Source organism: Actinobacillus equuli (genome assembly GCF_900636745.1).
Classification (GTDB): domain Bacteria; phylum Pseudomonadota; class Gammaproteobacteria; order Enterobacterales; family Pasteurellaceae; genus Actinobacillus; species Actinobacillus equuli.
The window spans coordinates 1,771,446-1,789,288 of sequence record NZ_LR134310.1; the positions used below are offsets into that span (position 1 = coordinate 1,771,446).

Annotated in this window: 14 protein-coding genes; 9 read left to right on the forward strand and 5 right to left on the reverse strand. The window is 39.4% G+C overall.

Features of this window, described 5'->3' with window-relative positions; all coding sequences use genetic code 11:
- Window positions 1–19 precede the first annotated feature (19 nt).
- From trpD to EL121_RS08405, 3 genes are read right to left on the reverse strand one after another with little or no spacing between them, the layout of a single operon-like run.
- On the reverse strand, window positions 20–1,024 hold the full coding sequence (gene trpD, locus EL121_RS08395) for an anthranilate phosphoribosyltransferase (protein ID WP_039196088.1): 1,005 nt from the start codon (window positions 1,022–1,024) through the stop codon (window positions 20–22).
- 56 nt (window positions 1,025–1,080) lie between these two features.
- Window positions 1,081–1,668 carry an aminodeoxychorismate/anthranilate synthase component II gene (locus EL121_RS08400; protein ID WP_039196090.1) on the reverse strand — a complete coding sequence of 196 codons (588 nt, stop codon included), beginning with the start codon at window positions 1,666–1,668 and terminating at the stop codon, window positions 1,081–1,083.
- 13 nt (window positions 1,669–1,681) lie between these two features.
- Window positions 1,682–3,232 carry an anthranilate synthase component 1 gene (locus tag EL121_RS08405; RefSeq protein WP_039196092.1) on the reverse strand — a complete coding sequence of 517 codons (1,551 nt, stop codon included), beginning with the start codon at window positions 3,230–3,232 and terminating at the stop codon, window positions 1,682–1,684.
- Window positions 3,233–3,391: 159 nt separating this feature from the next.
- On the opposite strand from EL121_RS08405, the gene EL121_RS08410 reads away from it, so the two are divergent.
- The 4 genes from EL121_RS08410 to EL121_RS08425 all read left to right on the forward strand — a co-directional run bounded on the left by EL121_RS08410 (window position 3,392) and on the right by EL121_RS08425 (window position 7,176).
- Window positions 3,392–4,288, forward strand: a complete 897-nt coding sequence (locus EL121_RS08410; RefSeq protein WP_039196094.1) for a Dyp-type peroxidase — start codon at window positions 3,392–3,394, stop codon at window positions 4,286–4,288.
- A gap of 77 nt (window positions 4,289–4,365) precedes the next feature.
- Window positions 4,366–4,983, forward strand: a complete 618-nt coding sequence (locus EL121_RS08415; RefSeq protein WP_014990994.1) for an L-threonylcarbamoyladenylate synthase — start codon at window positions 4,366–4,368, stop codon at window positions 4,981–4,983.
- 84 nt (window positions 4,984–5,067) lie between these two features.
- Window positions 5,068–6,141 (forward strand): 23S rRNA pseudouridine(2605) synthase RluB, encoded by a 1,074-nt coding sequence (gene rluB, locus EL121_RS08420; protein WP_081978347.1) that lies wholly within the window; start codon window positions 5,068–5,070, stop codon window positions 6,139–6,141.
- Window positions 6,142–6,285: 144 nt separating this feature from the next.
- Window positions 6,286–7,176 carry a Slam-dependent surface lipoprotein gene (locus EL121_RS08425; RefSeq protein ID WP_039196096.1) on the forward strand — a complete coding sequence of 297 codons (891 nt, stop codon included), beginning with the start codon at window positions 6,286–6,288 and terminating at the stop codon, window positions 7,174–7,176.
- Between the two features lie 92 nt (window positions 7,177–7,268).
- On the opposite strand, the gene EL121_RS08430 is transcribed toward EL121_RS08425, so the two are convergent.
- The gene (locus EL121_RS08430; protein WP_039196098.1) at window positions 7,269–8,198 is read right to left on the reverse strand and encodes a LysR family transcriptional regulator; all 930 of its coding nucleotides are present in this window, start codon (window positions 8,196–8,198) and stop codon (window positions 7,269–7,271) included.
- A 440-nt stretch (window positions 8,199–8,638) separates the two neighbouring features.
- Between EL121_RS08430 and EL121_RS08435 the strand changes: the two genes are divergently transcribed.
- The gene (locus tag EL121_RS08435) at window positions 8,639–9,181 is read left to right on the forward strand and encodes a Slam-dependent surface lipoprotein (RefSeq protein WP_039196100.1); all 543 of its coding nucleotides are present in this window, start codon (window positions 8,639–8,641) and stop codon (window positions 9,179–9,181) included.
- Between the two features lie 92 nt (window positions 9,182–9,273).
- Here the strand turns inward: EL121_RS08435 and EL121_RS08440 are convergent, their stop codons facing one another.
- On the reverse strand, window positions 9,274–9,675 hold the full coding sequence (locus tag EL121_RS08440) for a hypothetical protein (RefSeq protein ID WP_014990998.1): 402 nt from the start codon (window positions 9,673–9,675) through the stop codon (window positions 9,274–9,276).
- 218 nt (window positions 9,676–9,893) lie between these two features.
- On the opposite strand from EL121_RS08440, the gene metE reads away from it, so the two are divergent.
- The 4 genes from metE to EL121_RS08460 all read left to right on the forward strand — a co-directional run bounded on the left by metE (window position 9,894) and on the right by EL121_RS08460 (window position 17,742).
- The gene (metE, locus tag EL121_RS08445) at window positions 9,894–12,167 is read left to right on the forward strand and encodes a 5-methyltetrahydropteroyltriglutamate--homocysteine S-methyltransferase (protein WP_039196101.1); all 2,274 of its coding nucleotides are present in this window, start codon (window positions 9,894–9,896) and stop codon (window positions 12,165–12,167) included.
- 319 nt (window positions 12,168–12,486) lie between these two features.
- Window positions 12,487–13,929 (forward strand): surface lipoprotein assembly modifier, encoded by a 1,443-nt coding sequence (locus EL121_RS08450; RefSeq protein WP_039196102.1) that lies wholly within the window; start codon window positions 12,487–12,489, stop codon window positions 13,927–13,929.
- A 30-nt stretch (window positions 13,930–13,959) separates the two neighbouring features.
- Entirely contained in the window at window positions 13,960–15,198 is a 1,239-nt protein-coding gene (locus EL121_RS08455; protein ID WP_039196104.1) for a transferrin-binding protein-like solute binding protein, read from the forward strand.
- A 30-nt stretch (window positions 15,199–15,228) separates the two neighbouring features.
- Window positions 15,229–17,742 (forward strand): TonB-dependent receptor plug domain-containing protein, encoded by a 2,514-nt coding sequence (locus tag EL121_RS08460; protein ID WP_231554681.1) that lies wholly within the window; start codon window positions 15,229–15,231, stop codon window positions 17,740–17,742.
- Window positions 17,743–17,843: the final 101 nt, after the last annotated feature.

The window sequence follows — 17,843 nt, forward strand, 5'->3', positions numbered from 1 at the left end:
CACAAATGTGGGCGATATGTTACTGGTATTGGGCGAGATTTTGCAAGGTCTGATAGGCTTTATCTGTTCTCAGCAAGTCTTTGACACGTTGTACGTTGGCTTTTAAATCTCGTTCGCCGAAAGTACGTATAAGCATAGCGGTATTTACCGCAACCGCATCAATATGTGCCGCTTCGCCTTTGCCTTGTAATAAAGCGGTAATTTTTTTTGCATTTTCAGCCGGCTCACCACCTTTTAATGCCTCAATTGAATGGCGTTGAATCCCAAAATCCTCCGGTGTCAGTGTGAAATAATGGATTTCGCCTTGTTCAATTTCAGCCACTAAAGTTTCGTCGTGTACCGCCACTTCATCTAAACCGGAACCGTACACCACAATCGAATGTTGATGATTTAAGGTGCGTACCGTTTCCGCATAAATTTTTAACACATCCGGTGAATAAACGCCGAGTAATTGGCGTTTAGCGTGCGCCGGATTGACTAACGGTCCTAAAATATTAAATAGCGTGCGAGTTTTCAACGCTTGGCGTACCGGTACGGCGTGTTTAAAACCGGCGTGGTAAAGCGGTGCAAATAAGAAACAGAGATTATTTTCATCTAACGCTTGGCGTGCGGTTTGGGGTGAAATCGCCACATTAATCCCTAATGCGGATAGCACATCGCTGGCGCCGGTTTTACTGGAAACGCTACGGCTACCGTGTTTTGCTACCTTATAGCCTAAGGTCGCCGCTACAATCGCACTGGCGGTAGATATATTGATTGTGTTTTGTCCATCACCACCGGTTCCGACAATATCGGCAAAAGCATAATCGGGAGTTGGGAATGCGGTTGCATTGGCGAATGCGGCCTCAACTGCTCCGGTGATTTCCTCGATTGTTTCGCCTCGTACTTTTAACGCAATTAATGCGCCGGCGAGTTGTTCGTTAGAAAGGTTACCTTGAATCACTTGTTCAAAAAAGTATTGCGATTCTACTTTTGTGAGTATTTTATTTTCAAATAATTGGCTAAGAATGTTGTCGAGTTGCATAGTGTTATCCTGTTTTTGTTATGCTGATAAGCGGTTATTTTTCTAAATTTTTTTGCTTAATGTTGTGTGGAAAGCAACCATTCGACAGATTGTTTTAATAATTTGGTACCTTCTACGGTCAGGATGGATTCAGGATGAAATTGAAAACCGCAAATCGGTAATTGTTTGTGGCGAACCGCCATCACGATATTATTAAAGCGAGCATTGATTTCTAATTCATCCGGTAGATTATCCCCCATCAATGAATGGTAACGGGCAACCGGCATCAGGTTATTGATGCCGTGGAACATTGCTTGGTTATCGTGTTCAATTTTAGACACTTTGCCGTGTAAAACGGTACCGGTATGCACGATACGTCCGCCTAATGCTTCGATAATTGCTTGATGACCCAAACAAATACCAATCATCGGTACAACGCCTTTGAGCTGTTTAATAATTGCTAACATATTGCCGGCTTCTGCCGGTGTGCCGGGGCCGGGCGAAAGTGCCACAATACAATTTTCGGTAGTTTGTGCTTTGTTTAGAAAGTCTTCTAACGGGTAATCATTACGAAAAATCGTCACTTGATGACCTAATTCACGAAATTGATCGACAAGGTTGTAGGTAAACGAGTCAAAATTATCAACAAAAAGAATATGTGCCATAGCTTATCCGTCCTTATTTAGTATTCACTTGTGCGATTGCTTTTAATACGGCTTTCGCTTTGTGACGTGTTTCATCCGCTTCCGATTGCGGATCCGAATCCAATACTTCTCCGCAACCGGCTTGTACGTAAGCGATACCGCTTTGTACGAATGCGGAGCGGATCACAATACAGGTGTCTAAATCGCCGTGCGAAGTTAAGTAACCGACCGCACCGCCGTAGCTATGGCGTTTTTGTTGTTCCACTTGATAGATTAACTGCATCGCTTTAATTTTAGGCGCACCGGTTAAAGTCCCCATATTCATACACGCCTGATAAGCATGTAGTGCATCTAAATCGGTACGCAATGTGCCAACCACTCGAGAGACAAGGTGCATAATTTGTGAATAGCGATCGATTTGCATCAGATCAACCACTTTACGTGTACCGGCTTGGCAAACACGAGCGACATCATTACGAGCCAGATCGACCAACATTAAATGTTCTGCCAATTCTTTTTGATCTAAACGCAATTCCAATTCTAAGCGTGAATCCAATTCCGGATCGATATTGCCATTAGCATCAAAGCCACGTGGACGAGAGCCGGCAATCGGATAGATTTCTAATTGGCGATTAGCTTGAGAATATTTCAGCGCACTTTCGGGCGATGCACCGAATAAAGTAAAGTTCTCGCCTTGCATAAAGAACATATACGGGCTTGGATTATTGATTTTGAGCTGACGATAAGCGGCTAAAATATTTGGGCAAGGTAAGCTAAAACGGCGTGAAGGCACAATTTGGAACACATCACCGATATGAATATGATGTTTGAGTTTTTGAACGATCTGTTTAAAGTCTTCATCTTCAATATTAGTTTTTACTTCACCACTTGCCGCTTGAATCGGTAAACGCAATTCACAAGGCTGATATTTTGCAAGAATTTGGCTAAATTCGACCGCTTGTTGCTGTAAGCGACTTTGTTGGGTTTCATCGAAGCAGAAAGTGTGCAACACTGATTCCTGTTTTTGGTGGTCAATAAACACTAATTGTTCGGCAAGATAGAAGCTGTAATCGTGGCAACGTAAGCCATCATCTTGTAATTGAATGCCGTCCATCGGAATAAAATGGGCAACCAAATCGTAGCTAAATAAACCGCCTAAATAGATCGGATTCGCTTTATCGGCAAAAAGTTGGCTCACACAACGTAAACCGTCAAACACGGTGCTGGTTTTAAGTTTGCTGTCTTCATCTAAATTTTGTGCAATGGGTGGAAAGGTTGCCGACAAGCGGTTAAATTCCGTTGAAACTTTGCAATTTGGAGCCGGAGATAACTGAGCAAGCGCTGCTTGAATATGGGGAAGTACAGCTTTACCGTTTTCAGTTAACGCCTCAAAAGTGACGGTTTGAGCATCGCAATAAATATGTAATGCGGATTGGGCGAATAATAGGCTTTTTAAGCTATTTTTACTGTGGATTTCTGCTGAGTCTAATAAAAGTGTATGTGGTTTATTATCGCATAGGTGATAAAACGCTACGGTTGTATCTTCATAATAGGGAAGTTGTGTTTGCTGAGTATTTAGATTCATTTCACGATTCCTTGTTTTATTTTTAATTTTGTACTATTAAACTAGTATAAAAATGATAAGTCAAGTGATTTTTTTAATACTGGGAATTTGACTAAAACGGCTGATTTTATTTACTTGCTTTTGTACAATAACGATTATTTCTTACCTATGAGATACATTATGGCAACTCCACAATCCGGCATTACATTAACCCATCGTAAATCAGGCATTTTCATTGAAGCGAATGTGTTAAATATTGAAACGTTTCGTTCTAGAATTCATACCATTCAGCATCAATTTCAAGAAATTCAGCAGCAGTTTGCTACAGAGGCATTAGGGCTTACCCTTGCTTTTGGTAAAGCGCTTTGGAGCCAGCTAAAGGTTAATTCCGTTACTGAATTAAAGGATTTTGTTGCGCTAGGCAAAGCAGAGCGAGAGTATGCGCCGGCAACCCAACGTGATTTTTTAGTGCATATCCAATCTAATCGTCCGGATATTAATTTTTCTATCGCTTTGATGGTGGTGGAACAATTAAAAGAAGTGGCAGAAATTGTGGAAGAAACCCATGGTTTTCGTTGGGTGGAAGAGCGTGATTTAACCGGCTTTATTGACGGCACTGAGAATCCGCAAACCGATGAAAAACTGCGTGAAGTCGCTTTAATTGAAGACGGTGAGGATGCCGGTGGTAGTTATGTGTTGAGTCAACGTTATGTTCATCAATTGGCAAAATGGCATAAGATGAACACGGAGCGTCAAGAACAAGTGATCGGCAGAACAAAAGCGGACAGTGTTGAGCTTGAGGATGTGCCGGAAAATTCTCACGTAGGGCGTGTGGATTTAAAAGAAAATGGCAAAGGTTTAAAAATTTTACGCCACAGTTTGCCGTACGGTTTAGCGAGCGGCGAGCATGGTCTATATTTCATTGCTTTTGCGAAACGTTTACACAATATCGACCAACAGCTTAAAAGTATGTTTGGTGAATTAGACGGCAAAACAGACCGCTTGTTAGGCTTTACTAAGCCGGTTTCCGGTAGTTATTATTTTGCGCCGTCGCTAGAGCAATTAGCAGCACTCTAAGAACGGTATAATTCTTTAGAGAATATAAGAATGTTGGTGTATAATGCACCAACATTTTTTTCGAAGGATATTACGCTATGAGCCAATTTTTTTATATTCATCCTGATAACCCTCAGGCACGTTTGATTAATCAAGCGGTAGAAATTATTAAAAATGGTGGCGTTATTATTTATCCGACAGATTCAGGTTATGCTTTAGGCTGTGCAATTGGTGAAAAACACGCAATGGATCGCATTGTTGCGATTCGTAAATTGCCTGAAAATCACAATTTTACCTTGGTATGTAGTGATTTGTCAGAGCTTTCCACTTATGCATTAGTCACTAATCAATCTTATCGCTTAATCAAAAATAACACCCCAAATCCTTATACCTTTATTTTACCGGCAACTAAAGATGTGCCGCGTAGATTAATGACTAAACGTAAGACGATTGGGATTCGTGTACCGGATAATGCGATCGCTTTGGCATTAATTGCAGCGCTAGGTGAGCCGATTTTATCTTGCTCGTTAATGTTACCTGATACGGAAATTACCGAATCGGATCCGGATGAAATTCGAGAACATTTAGAGCATCGTGTGGATTTAATTATCCACGGCGGTTATTTAGGTCAAGAGCCGACAACCGTGATTGATTTAACCGAAGATAGTCCTCGAATTATTCGTGAAGGATCGGGCGATATTACGCCTTTTAACTAATCGCATTTTCTCCTATCGTGTATAGGAAAAGTGGAGAAATCCATATTTCAGACGCTCGTGAGAGCGACAATTTAAGGAATTTTAATGACAACATTTCAAAAAAAACAAACCGATAAACGTTCAACGTCTTTTAAACATTCGCAAGGCGAAAAGCGTTTTGATAAACGTAGCGGAGACAAGCGTTCATCATCTAAAAAATTTGATGAACAATCTGAAAGACGTACCCGTCCAACGTCTAAACCATTAGTAAAAAAATCAGTAAAACCGACCGCTTCTGTTATTGAGACAGCAGAGAAAAAAGCGAAAGTAGCCGGCGAAAAATTACAGAAAATTCTAGCGCGTGCCGGTCAGGGCTCTCGTCGCGAGTTGGAAGAGATTATTGCAGCGGGGCGTGTGAGCGTTGACGGTAAAATCGCCAGCTTAGGCGATCGTGTGCAAGTAAGCAGTGCTACTAAAATTCGTATTGACGGTAATTTGATCAGCCTAATTCCGGCACAAAAAGAAATTTGTCGCGTATTGATGTATTACAAACCGGAAGGTGAATTATGTACCCGTTCTGATCCGGAAGGCCGTGCAACCGTATTTGATCGCTTACCTCGTTTAACTGGTGCACGTTGGATTGCGGTCGGTCGTTTAGATATTAATACTTCAGGTTTATTACTGTTTACTACAGACGGTGAGTTAGCGAATCGTTTAATGCACCCGAGCCGAGAAGTAGAGCGTGAATATTCCGTGCGTGTGTTTGGTAATATTGATGAAGCAATGCTGCAACGTTTACGTAAAGGTGTTCAGTTAGAAGATGGTCCGGCAAACTTTAAACAGATTAAAACCGTTGGCGGCACAGGTTTGAACCAATGGTTTGATGTGACTTTAACCGAAGGACGTAACCGTGAAGTACGTCGTTTATGGGAATCGCAAGGTGTTGAGGTTAGCCGCCTAATTCGTATTCGTTACGGTAATATCAAATTGGAAAAAGGGTTACCTCGCGGCGGTTGGGAAGAAATGGGCTTGGAGCAAGTAAACTATTTACGTGAGCTTGTTGGCTTACCGGCGGAAACCGAAACCAAGGTAGATGTGACGAAAAATCGCCGTCGTACCAATATTCGCCAAATTCGTAAAGCGGTAAAACAGCATTCTAAATATCGTGCGAAAGCATAACAAATAAGAGATAAAAGAAACGGTCGGATTGATAAGGTCTGACCGTTTTTGTTTTTATATTTAAGTTGATTTTAGTAAAAATTATTTGTTTTGTAATTTTTTGTGTATAATATACTCGTTTTTTTAGTTACCTATGGAGTTTATATGAAAAAAATGACAAAACTGGCGCTGACATTATTAGCGGGCGTCGTAATTAGTGCTTGTAGTAGTGGTGGTTCTGGCTCATCGGCTAAACCGCAAAATGAGAAACCTAAAGCGGAACAGCCAAAAGCAGAGAAACCGAAGGCAGAGCCAAAAGCAGAGAAACCGAAGGCAGAGCCAAAAGCGGAGAAACCTAAGACGGAACCAAAAGCGGAACAACCTAAGGCAGAAATGCCCTTAAAATTGGATACTAAAGAAAGTGGTGGCGTATTTATTGTCGATGGTGCTTCAAGGAGAGTCCCTGTATTAACTAAAGTAAAGCTTGAAGAACCTAATCTTACTTCTATTAAGGTAGATGATATTGAAATTAAATTTTCTGAGGCTACAACAACTCAAGGTAATTGGAAAGTAAAAGACGATGAGTTAGTTGTATGCTGTGAAAAATATAGTGATGTCCGTTTTGGTGTATATGATGGAAGAGTAAATAAATCTTATGAGTTTTATAATGGTAATGTTTCAGCTAATATACCAGCATCTGGTAAATTTAAGTATGAAGGTGATGCTTATTTATTAGCGGCAATTACTGATGAGAAAACAGCTTTTGGTTCATCAAAATTTGAAGCCGACTTTGCAGCTAAGACATTAACGGGTACTTTAACTTTTGACAAATTAGAACATAAGAATATTAAAGTAGATAGTCAGATTTTAGGGAACAGTTTTACGGGGACGGCAACCTTTGATAAATACAAGGAAACTAAAGCAGTAGTTGAAGGGAAATTCTATGGTGAAAATGCTAAAGAATTAGCGGGTGTATTTGAGAGTTCTCCAGAAACAAGAGATAATAAGGTAAATAGCTCTAGCTGGGGCGGTGCATTTGGAGCTGTTAAACAGTAGTTTTTAATTATTTGTTATCGTAAATATTAAGCGGTGGAATTTGTAAAAAATCTTGCAAATTTCACCGCTTTTTTATTTATATGAAATAAAAGCTAGTCTTCTAAAACCATAAGACCTGGTAAAGTGGCAAAACTTTGTGATTTTACCGTATTATGGAAATCATTCAGATAAGCATAATTTTGATCAGTTTCTCGGTACGCACCGTAAAGATTGCTGTATAGCCCTTGTTGTGTGATCTTTTTGGCAACAACATAACCTCGATCTAAATAAGGTTTCACTGCCCAGTAAGGTAAGGTTGCAATACCTCGTTTACTTGCCACCAATTGAATGATCGCAATAGTTAATTCGCTGGTTCTACGGGTAGGATTAATTCCTGCCGGACGCAAAACTTTACGCAATAAGTCTAACATATCGTCTGGAACCGGATAAGTAATCCATGTCTCGTCAATAAAATCTTCCGCTTCCCAAATATCTTTTTGAGCTAATGGGTGATCTTTAGCACAAATCCCTACCATTTCATAAGAAAAAAGTGGGCGATAAATAATTCCTTCAGTTTCTTCCGCTTCCGCGACAACAGCCCAATCTGCACGATGTGTTAATAATAAACCGACAGTATCAGTATGGAAGCCGGAGACAATATCTAATTCGACTAATGGCCAGCTTTGACGGAAAGTATCCATTGCTGGCATTAACCAGTCAAAACAAGTGTGGCATTCAACCGCAATTCTCAACTCTCCAACCTCACCTTGTTTTACTCGAGCAAGATCGAGTTCTGCTTCCGCCACTTTAGGTAAAATTTCATGAGCTAATTTTACTAAACGATCTCCAGCGGGTGTAAAACGTAAAGGTTGTGTTTTACGTTCAAATAATGTGAGTTCATATTGATCTTCTAATAATTTAATTTGGTGGGAAAGCGCAGATTGTGTTAAGTGGACTCGTTTGGCTGCAAGCGAGACACTCCCGCTTTCTTTTAAGGCAAGTAATGTTTTTAGATGGCGAAGTTCAAGAAATATGGGTTTCATTTACAATTAAGAAAGTATTTATAAAATTAAGTAGTAGGATGAGTATAATATAAATTATTGTTTTTAATAAGTAAATTTTTTTCATTATAATTGAAAGGTAAATGATTTAATTTATGAAACTAAATAAAATTATATTTGTCTATCTTATATTTGTATCATTTTCCTGAACGGCTGTTTATTATTCTCAAGCTGTATCCTACTATTTTAAAATAAGTTAAATATAGTTTACATATTTCTGGTTTATTTATCTTGATTTATATACTTAAAAAATTTCTTATAAGGATATATTAGGAGCATATATGCAAAAATTGCACAACTAAGTTTAACTGTATTAGCCGGATTGGTATTGAGTGCTTGTGGAAGTAGCGGTGATAGTAATAATATTCATTCGAATAAGTCCGCATTAGGAAATAGAGATAAATGACCCAAATACTGAATATTTGAATGTAGATGGTAAATTAATTCAAGTTGATTATAAAAGATCAGGCATTTCGCAGGATCCTTGGTTAAATGACGGGCTGTTACAAACTTGCTGTGATAAATATAGTGCCGTGCGCTTTGGTATTCTCGATAGTGATGGTCCGGAAGTAGATAGTTATATGTTCTATAATGGTTCGGCAACAACTTCAATGCCGACAAGTGGAACGGCAACGTATAATGGTCATGCAATTATTGCCGGTAATACAGTGCAATTTGATGAACATGATTGGTTAAAAGGAACGTCACAATTTAACGTTGATTTCGGTGCGAAAAAACTGAATGGTTCTTTAAATATTGATACGCTTGAAGCAGTGAATATTACGGCAGATATTTCTGGTAATAGCTTTGCCGGTGCGGCAAATTCAAATAGTTTCCCAACGAAAGCGAATGTAGAAGGCAAATTCTACGGTGAAAATGCTAAAGAGCTTGGCGGTATGATTAGAGATGTGTCTAACATTGGTAGTGATACTTCTTGGGGCGCGGTATTTGGCGCTAGCCAATAATAGCTAATTAAATGTATAAGCGGTCTAATTTTATTCTTTTTTTGCAACAAAAATGATTTGCAAATAATGAAATAAATTAGACCGCTTTATTTTTACTGAGTAGTTTTTGCGCAAACCGTTTCTTTGCCGATTTCTTTTTGCCAACAACTCCAATAACTGTAATGATCCGCCCATTGCATATTTTCATCTAAAGAAAAGAAGACGGTTTTCGTTTTATCCGGCTCAGGTATTTTGTCCGGCATTTTTTTACTAATTAGCCCGTATTCCGCACCAGTAATTTCGTATGTTAACTCATAGGCGGAAACATAGAATCGATTATGATTGATGGTAATTTGATCGGTGAAATATTGATTACCATGTACGATCCCTTGTTCGAGCCGTTCCACATCACATTGTACGCTTTTTAGTTTTTTCCCTGTTAATGAATATAAGCATTCATCAGCATAAGCGGTATTAAGTGCTAAAAGGGCGCAAAGTCCTAGCCATTTTTTCATTTTTCCTCCCTAAAAAATGTCTTGAGATATGATTAAGCATACCATAAAGGGCATACCTTATGCGTAGTCTATAACTTAGTTATTTATTAAAAATATTCATAATTAAATTGAAAATTATGAAGTTGCATAATGTTTAAGGTTCTTGCATTATTTTTGACACAGCTTAGCGGATTAATCGCTAAGTTAGCTGAATAACAAACAGATCGCAGGAGTGCAGTATGACAACATTACATATCTTAGGTTTCCCACGTGTAGGGGCAAAACGTGAATTAAAATTTGCGCAGGAACGCTACTGGCGTAAAGAATTAGCCGAACAAGATTTATTAGATCTGGCAAAAGCGTTACGTGAAAAAAATTGGCTGCATCAAGCACAAGCCGATGCGGATTTTGTCACGGTCGGCGATTTTACGTTTTACGATCACATTTTAGATCTACAAGTAGCAACCGGTGCGATACCGGCTCGTTTTGGTTTTGACAGCCAAAGTTTGACTCTTGATCAATATTTCCAATTAGCACGTGGTAATAAAGAGCAGTTTGCGATTGAAATGACCAAATGGTTTGATACTAACTATCACTATCTTGTACCGGAATTTCAGAAAAATACCACGTTTAAGGCGAATCCTACGCATTATGTGAATCAAATTCGTGAAGCGAAAACTGCCGGACATCAGGTTAAACCGGTGATCGTCGGCCCGCTAACATTTTTATGGCTAGGTAAAGAAAAAGGTGAAGCCTTTAACCGCTTTGATTTGCTCAAGCAACTTGTGCCGGTTTATTTTGAGATTTTAACCGCACTCGCCGCTGAAGGTGTGGAATGGATTCAAATTGATGAACCGGCATTGGCATTAGATTTACCTCCAGAATGGCTTGCGGCTTATCAAGACGTTTACGCTCAGTTAGCTAAAGTGAATGCGAAGCTATTATTGGCAACGTATTTCGGCTCGGTGGCGGAACACGCTGCTTTATTAAAAGCGTTGCCGGTAGACGGTTTACACCTTGATTTGGTACGTGCGCCGGAACAACTCAGTGTATTTGAAGATTATCCGAAAGTGCTTTCTGCCGGTGTGATTGACGGGCGTAATATTTGGCGAGCGAATTTAAATCGTGTATTGGATGTGTTGGAGCCATTAAAAGCGAAATTTAATCAGCGTTTATGGGTTGCACCGAGCTGTTCGCTATTGCATACACCTTATGATTTAGCGGTAGAAACGCAATTACAGCAAACTAACCCTGAATTGTATCGCTGGTTAGCTTTTACATTACAAAAAGTGGCAGAGCTGCAGGTTTTAAAACAGGCATTAAATGCGGGGCGGTCAGCGGTTGCAGAACAGCTGAATGATAGCCAAACAGCAGCAGATGCAAGAGCGAACAGCAAAGTGATTCATAAAGCGGAAGTCGCGCAACGTTTAGCGAATTTACCTGCAAATGCGGATAAGCGCCAGTCACCGTTTGCCGAGCGAATTAAATTGCAAAATAAATGGCTAAATTTACCGCTTCTTCCAACCACCAATATCGGTTCTTTCCCACAAACATTGGAAATTCGCCACGCCCGTGCCGCATTCAAAAAAGGTGAACTTTCTCTTGCCGATTATGAAGCAGCAATGAAAAAAGAGATTGAATTTGTGGTTCGTAAGCAAGAAGAGCTGGACTTAGACGTATTAGTTCACGGCGAAGCGGAACGTAACGATATGGTGGAATATTTCGGTGAGTTACTGGACGGCTTTGCTTTCACTAAATTCGGTTGGGTACAAAGCTACGGTTCTCGTTGTGTAAAACCGCCGGTGATTTATGGCGATGTCACTCGTCCTGAACCGATGACGGTGCGTTGGTCGCAATATGCTCAAAGCCTGACTGATAAAGTGATGAAAGGCATGCTAACCGGCCCGGTGACGATTTTACAATGGTCGTTTGTACGTAATGATATTCCTCGTTCTACCGTATGTAAGCAAATTGGTGTGGCACTTTCTGACGAGGTATTAGATCTGGAAAAAGCCGGTATTAAAGTGATTCAGATTGACGAACCTGCGATTCGAGAAGGCTTACCGCTTAAACGGGCGGATTGGGATGCCTATTTACAATGGGCGGGAGAAGCGTTTCGTTTAAGTTATATGGGCGTAAAAGACGATACTCAAATCCACACCCATATGTGTTATTCGGAATTTAACGATATTTTACCGGCGATTGCAGGGCTTGATGCGGATGTGATCACGATTGAAACCTCACGTTCGGATATGGAATTACTCACGGCGTTTGCCGATTTCAAATATCCGAATGATATCGGTCCGGGTGTTTATGATATTCATAGCCCTCGTGTACCGACAGCCGGCGAAATCGAGCATTTATTACGTAAAGCATTGAAGGTAATTCCGAAAGAACGTTTATGGGTGAATCCGGATTGTGGCTTAAAAACGCGTGGTTGGAAAGAAACTATCGAACAATTACAAGTAATGGTTGAGGTAACGAAAAAATTACGTGTGGAATTAGCCGAATAATTCAACAAAAATAGCATTTAATTTATCAACAAAACAAGCGGTCTAATTTGTAAAAAATTTTGCAAATTAGACCGCTTTTGATTAATTAATAAGTTGTATTAAATTGCTTTTAATCAATAAAAATAATAAGCCTTTTATTTTTTATGTATATATTTAGGGTTATAAATTATACAGATATTTAAAAGGATCAAACTTAAATGCATTTACGAATAGTTCTTATTGAATAGCGATGACAAAATTGTTAGTATCGGAATAATTATAAGGTTTCAATTGGAACAGAAATATAAACGCATTATGTTGCGTTTAATGACTTTAATCTATGTTTAAAAATTTAGCGTTTTCATGTGCAGTTTTAGTCTATTTAGCACGCGTTGATGTTGCTTATGCTGAGCAACAAATTAATACACCTGAAAAGAATGTGGAAATTGCTAAATTACTTAAAGAATCCCAAAAATTACCTGAATTCGTCATAAATTCGACAGAAAATATTCAATTTTCTGTTCGAGATTTGTCCAAAAATAAATTATTGAGCGAACAATTACTCAATCGTGCAATAGAAACAGGTAACCTTTCTTCTATTGAATACTTATTGACGATTTATCGTCAATTTCCGAATACCGATCCTATTTTAATTCTTTTTGCACAGGCGCAAATTGCCAAAACCCAGCAACAATATACGAAGGCAAGCAAGTTATATCGTGACATATTGGCACTAAAACCGGAACTTACACCTGTCCGTATACAGCTTGCTATTGTGTTATTCCAATCTCAACAGGACAAGGCGGCTAAAGAGCAGTTTGAAAAAGCTCTGAGCGAGCCGCAACTTCCCATTGATATTGAACAATTGATTCATCTTTATTTACAAACGCTGGAACAACGTAATGCGTGGCAGCTTTCATTAAGCGCTAATTATTTGCGTGAAGACAATGTAAATAATGTTTCAGGCGAACGATATATTGAAAATACCGCCTTTATAAAAGGCGAGAGTATGTTGCCGCAAAAAGCACAGGGTATCGGTTATTACTTTGGTTTAGAGCGTGATATCAATTTATGGAATGCCCATTATTTTCATATCGAAAATAGTTTATACGGCAAAAGTTACTGGGATCAGCATGATTATGATGATATTACTAATCGTTTATCGTTAGGCTATGTACATAAAGGCTCACAGCAACGCTTTGCGATTTTGCCGTTTTATGAACAGCAATGGTATGGCGGTCATCGATACAAGCGCAGTAACGGTGGCAGAATAGAATTTAACCGTTGGCTAACGTCAAATTGGCAATTCTCAACGGCTGCGGAATATGCCGGGAATTTCTATTCAAATAGCCCAAGTTTAAATGGTAAAAGTAAACTTGCTTCACTAACCATATTATGGCGCGCTAGCCCTCGTTCTTATTTTTATTTAGGTACGGATTACGCTCAAGAACGTACAAGAGTTCGTCATTATGGCTATGACTTAAAAACAGCCCGCATCGGTTGGGGGCAAGAATGGCGTTGGGGAATATCTTCTCGTTTAAGCTTTTCAGCTTCTACGCGAGAGTATAAGGATAATCTTTTGCTCGGTTCAGCTTTTCATTTCGACAAACGGCGTGAAGACCGAATCTATCATATCAATGCAACCGTTTGGAAACGAGATTGGCACTTATGGGGGATTACCCCAAAGCTCAATTATCACTGGAAAAAACAACGTAGTAATTTCGCAAGCCTTTATTCTTACTCGGATAAAAGTGTAAACGTATTACTGGAAAAAACATTTTAGTTAATAACTCTACTTTTATAGGTACTTTCAATGAAAAATATTTTAAATAAGCAAGTATTAAATACAGCTGCGGCAATTTTGTTATCTATCGGGGTAACGGCGTGTTCATCAGGGGGAAGTGATCAGCCCGGAATTGATCAAAGTACTCGCTTAAGCCAAGTGGCGGTACAAAATTTATTAGAAGATAAATTACAAGCTCAAGAACACCTTGAAGTAATAAAAAAGGCATTGGCTGATCTTCAATTAGCTTTAGTTAAAGCACAAGCTGCTAATTCGACAGCAGAAGCACAACAAGTCTTAATACTCGCTAGTGGTTTGCTAGAAAATGCGAATGGGGCAGCAGAAGATGCAAAAAAAGTAGCGAAAGATGCCGCTTCACGTGTATCAAGTGCAAGTACGCAATTATCTACCGCCACAGACGAGGCGAATAATGTAATGAACATTGCGAATCAGGCTAGTACTTTAAACTTAGAAGCAGCTAATGTCTTTAATCAAATTCAATCGGCGGTAGCGGATTTAATCAAAAAAGAGAAAGCAGCAGAACAGACAAAAAAAGCCGAACAAGAAAAGAAAATTGCGATAAATAAAGCACTTACCACTGCAATATCTTATAACAATGTGAATTCTATTGTGCATGATTATGGTAATAGCGAGGCACGAGAAGCATTATTAGCAAAATTACAAAAACAAGGCTCAAATGCGCCAGCCTCTTGTAGTAATGCAAAAACCTCAACTTGCCATAAAGAGGTAGCAAGAGGCAGTGTCGTAGTTAATTACAATCAAGCTTATTCAAGTTATGCGGTTATTCGTGAAACCTATGATAATGAGAATCCACAGCCGAATAATGCTTTTATTGTGTTAGCAAAAGAGAGCGATTTAACTACAGATCGTGCGGCAGTCGTAAATGCAACCTATACAGGTAAAGCGTCTTATAGTGCAAAAAATGTGCCGGCAGTAATGACGCGAGATTTCATCTTAAAAGTGGAAAATGACAAGGTAAGCGGTTCGGTTTTCCAAAAAACGGTTAATTTAAAAGGTGTGGAAAAAGTAACGGAAAATGTGGCGTTAAATGAAGGAAAGATCAGTGTTGAGAACGGCGTAGTAGGCTTTAGCGGCTCAGCAAAATTCGGTGCGATCGCAAGTAATGCAGAAGGTACTTATAAAGGTGTATTCGTAGGTAAAAATGCGGAAGAAGTGATCGGTACTTTTGAAACAAATAGCACAGAAAAAGCCTCTTCGGCGCAAGGTGCTTTTGCAGGGAAAAAATAATCACGAATTTTGGCTTTTTTTAGAGAACACATGATGAAACGCTTTTCACATTCCTTATTGTATTCCAGTATCTTGCTGGCATTAACTAATGCTGCCTATGCTGAAGAAACCGCTGAGTTAGAAGAGGTGGTTGTCGTTGGGCAATCATTCAGTCAGCAAGTCGGTACACAAAAAATTACCGCTGAACAAATTAAACGCCAAGCCTCAAAAAATGGTGGGATTACCGATTTACTAAAATCAAACCCGAATGTTCGTTTTTCAAATAATGCGGATTTATCTACCAACGCAGGCGAGATCCGCCCGAATGAGGTTTCTTTCCACGGCGAAAAATATTACAACAATAATTTCATTTTGGACGGAATGTCGAACAATGACAATATGAACCCAATCGGCAACCAAATGCGTAACGGTGAAGCGGTTGGTGCAAATCCTTATGATTTACCGAATGGTTCTTCTCAGTCAATGTGGATTGATTCGAGTTTATTAGAATCACTTGAAGTTTTTGACAGCAATGTTTCGGCGAAATACGGTAATTTTACTGGTGGTGTGCTTGACGCCAAATTAAAAGATCCGAATTTTGAAAGACGCACGGGGAAAATCTATTACCGCACCACTCGTGATGATTGGACGCATTTCTATATTCAAGAGGGTCAGGAAGATGCGTTTGAAAAAGCCCGCCGTTTAGATTATCAACCTCGTTTTGTGAAGCACCAATTCGGTGTAAATGCGAGTGAAAAACTCAGCGATAATTTGGCGATTTTATTCTCTTATGACCGCTTACAGTCCACGATGAAAAACGCTCACCCTGATATGCGTTATCTGGCAAGCCCGAATACACCGATTGAGAAAAAACAATCTCGTATCAATGAAAACTACATTTTGCGTGCGGTTTATTTGCCTGAAAATGGTGATTTATGGCGTGCGACAGTGATGTATTCACCAAATTATGCGAAGCAGTTTAAATCTGACACTGAAAATGGCGCTTTCGAAAATATCGGTGGCGGTGTACAAGCAAATCTTGAGTGGGAAAAAACCTTAGATTGGGCGAAAGTAAAATCCTACATTGGCTATAAAAAAACGGGCAACCGCACAGAATATGATGTGAATGATTACCACCGTTATATGTCATCGGATAATTTCTATTGGACTAGCGGTACATATTCTCAATACGGTGGCTATGGTAAACGTTCACTCGAAAAAGAAATTTATACGCTTAAGCAAGATTACGAAGGCAATGCATTCGATTTTGCCGGAATGGAGCATAAATTAAGTTTTGGTTGGATTGCAGAAATCGCCAAAGCGAAATCAGGTCGAGATACCAGTTATCATGCTTACTATTACCGTAAAGCGCCGAATGTGGTTTGTAACGATGCAGAGGCTTGTCTTGAAGGCGATCAGTTTGCATACCAACGTTTAAATTATAATCAGCATACGGTAAAAGTAAGAGATGATGAGTTTGCACTTTACCTGCAAGATCAACTCAAATGGAAACGATTAGAACTCTCTCTTGGTTCTCGTTTAAGTTATAACCGATTCTTAGATAACACGAATATCGATTACCGCTTATCAGGTTCTTACGATTTATTTGACGATCAAAGCACGATCATTTTTGCGGGCGCAAACCGTTATTATAAGGGGTCATTGCTTTCCTCTCGCTTAAGACAAGGGCTAGATGTTATCGGCAAAGATGTTAGAGAATTTAATGCCGATGGTACGATTGGCGAATGGACACCAGAAGGGCGAGGCGTTGCGCCAAACCGCTATTTACAACCACGCAAACTTAAAACGCCTTACAGCGATGAAAAAGTGCTGGGGTTATCACAACGTGTTTGGGACACTCGCTGGACATTCAAATGGGTAAATCGCCAAAGCAAAAACCAATTTGCGAGTGCAAACCGTTATTTCTCGGGTGAGATGTATCGTGTAATGAACAATAACGGCAGAAGTGAAAATGATACTTTCACATTAAGCGTTGCGCCTGTTAAAGGTTACGAATGGCAATATGCAAAATTAAATTGGGATTTAGGTCTGCGAATTAGCCGTAGTAAATCGAGCAACAAAACTTACAACAATGATGTGAGTTTAAAAACGAAAGCTATTTACAACGGTAAATTAATTGATGCCGATGACTTGCCACCAAATGACTTTAACACGCCGTGGAGTGCATTCCTTAACGTTAATACGGAATTTCCAACACTTAATCTGAATTGGAATCAACGTTTTAGCTTTACTAAAGGGCGTAAAACTCGTGAAGTTGATACGACGATACTCTGCAATGGGCAATATTCAGATGGTGAAAGAAGTTTGATTTGTGGTAATTATGTCGGTAATGCAGATATTTATGAAGATCTCGAAATGGGAGATGAATTTAATCTCGATTGGCGTTTTATCTATAAACAGCCACTCACACAGACCCAATTCCTTGAATTTACTCTTGATGTGAATAATGTGTTAAACCGCAAATCTTTATCCAAATCTAGTAAGAAAAGTTCGGTTTATAAGCAAGGACGTAACTTCTGGGCTGGGGTAAGCTACAACTGGTAGTGAACAAGCGGTTAAATTTTCAGAAAATTTTGCAAATTTTTGCTAAAATTTGACCGCTTGCAACCTATTCTCCCTCTCGCTTTCTAAGCGAGAGGATTTTC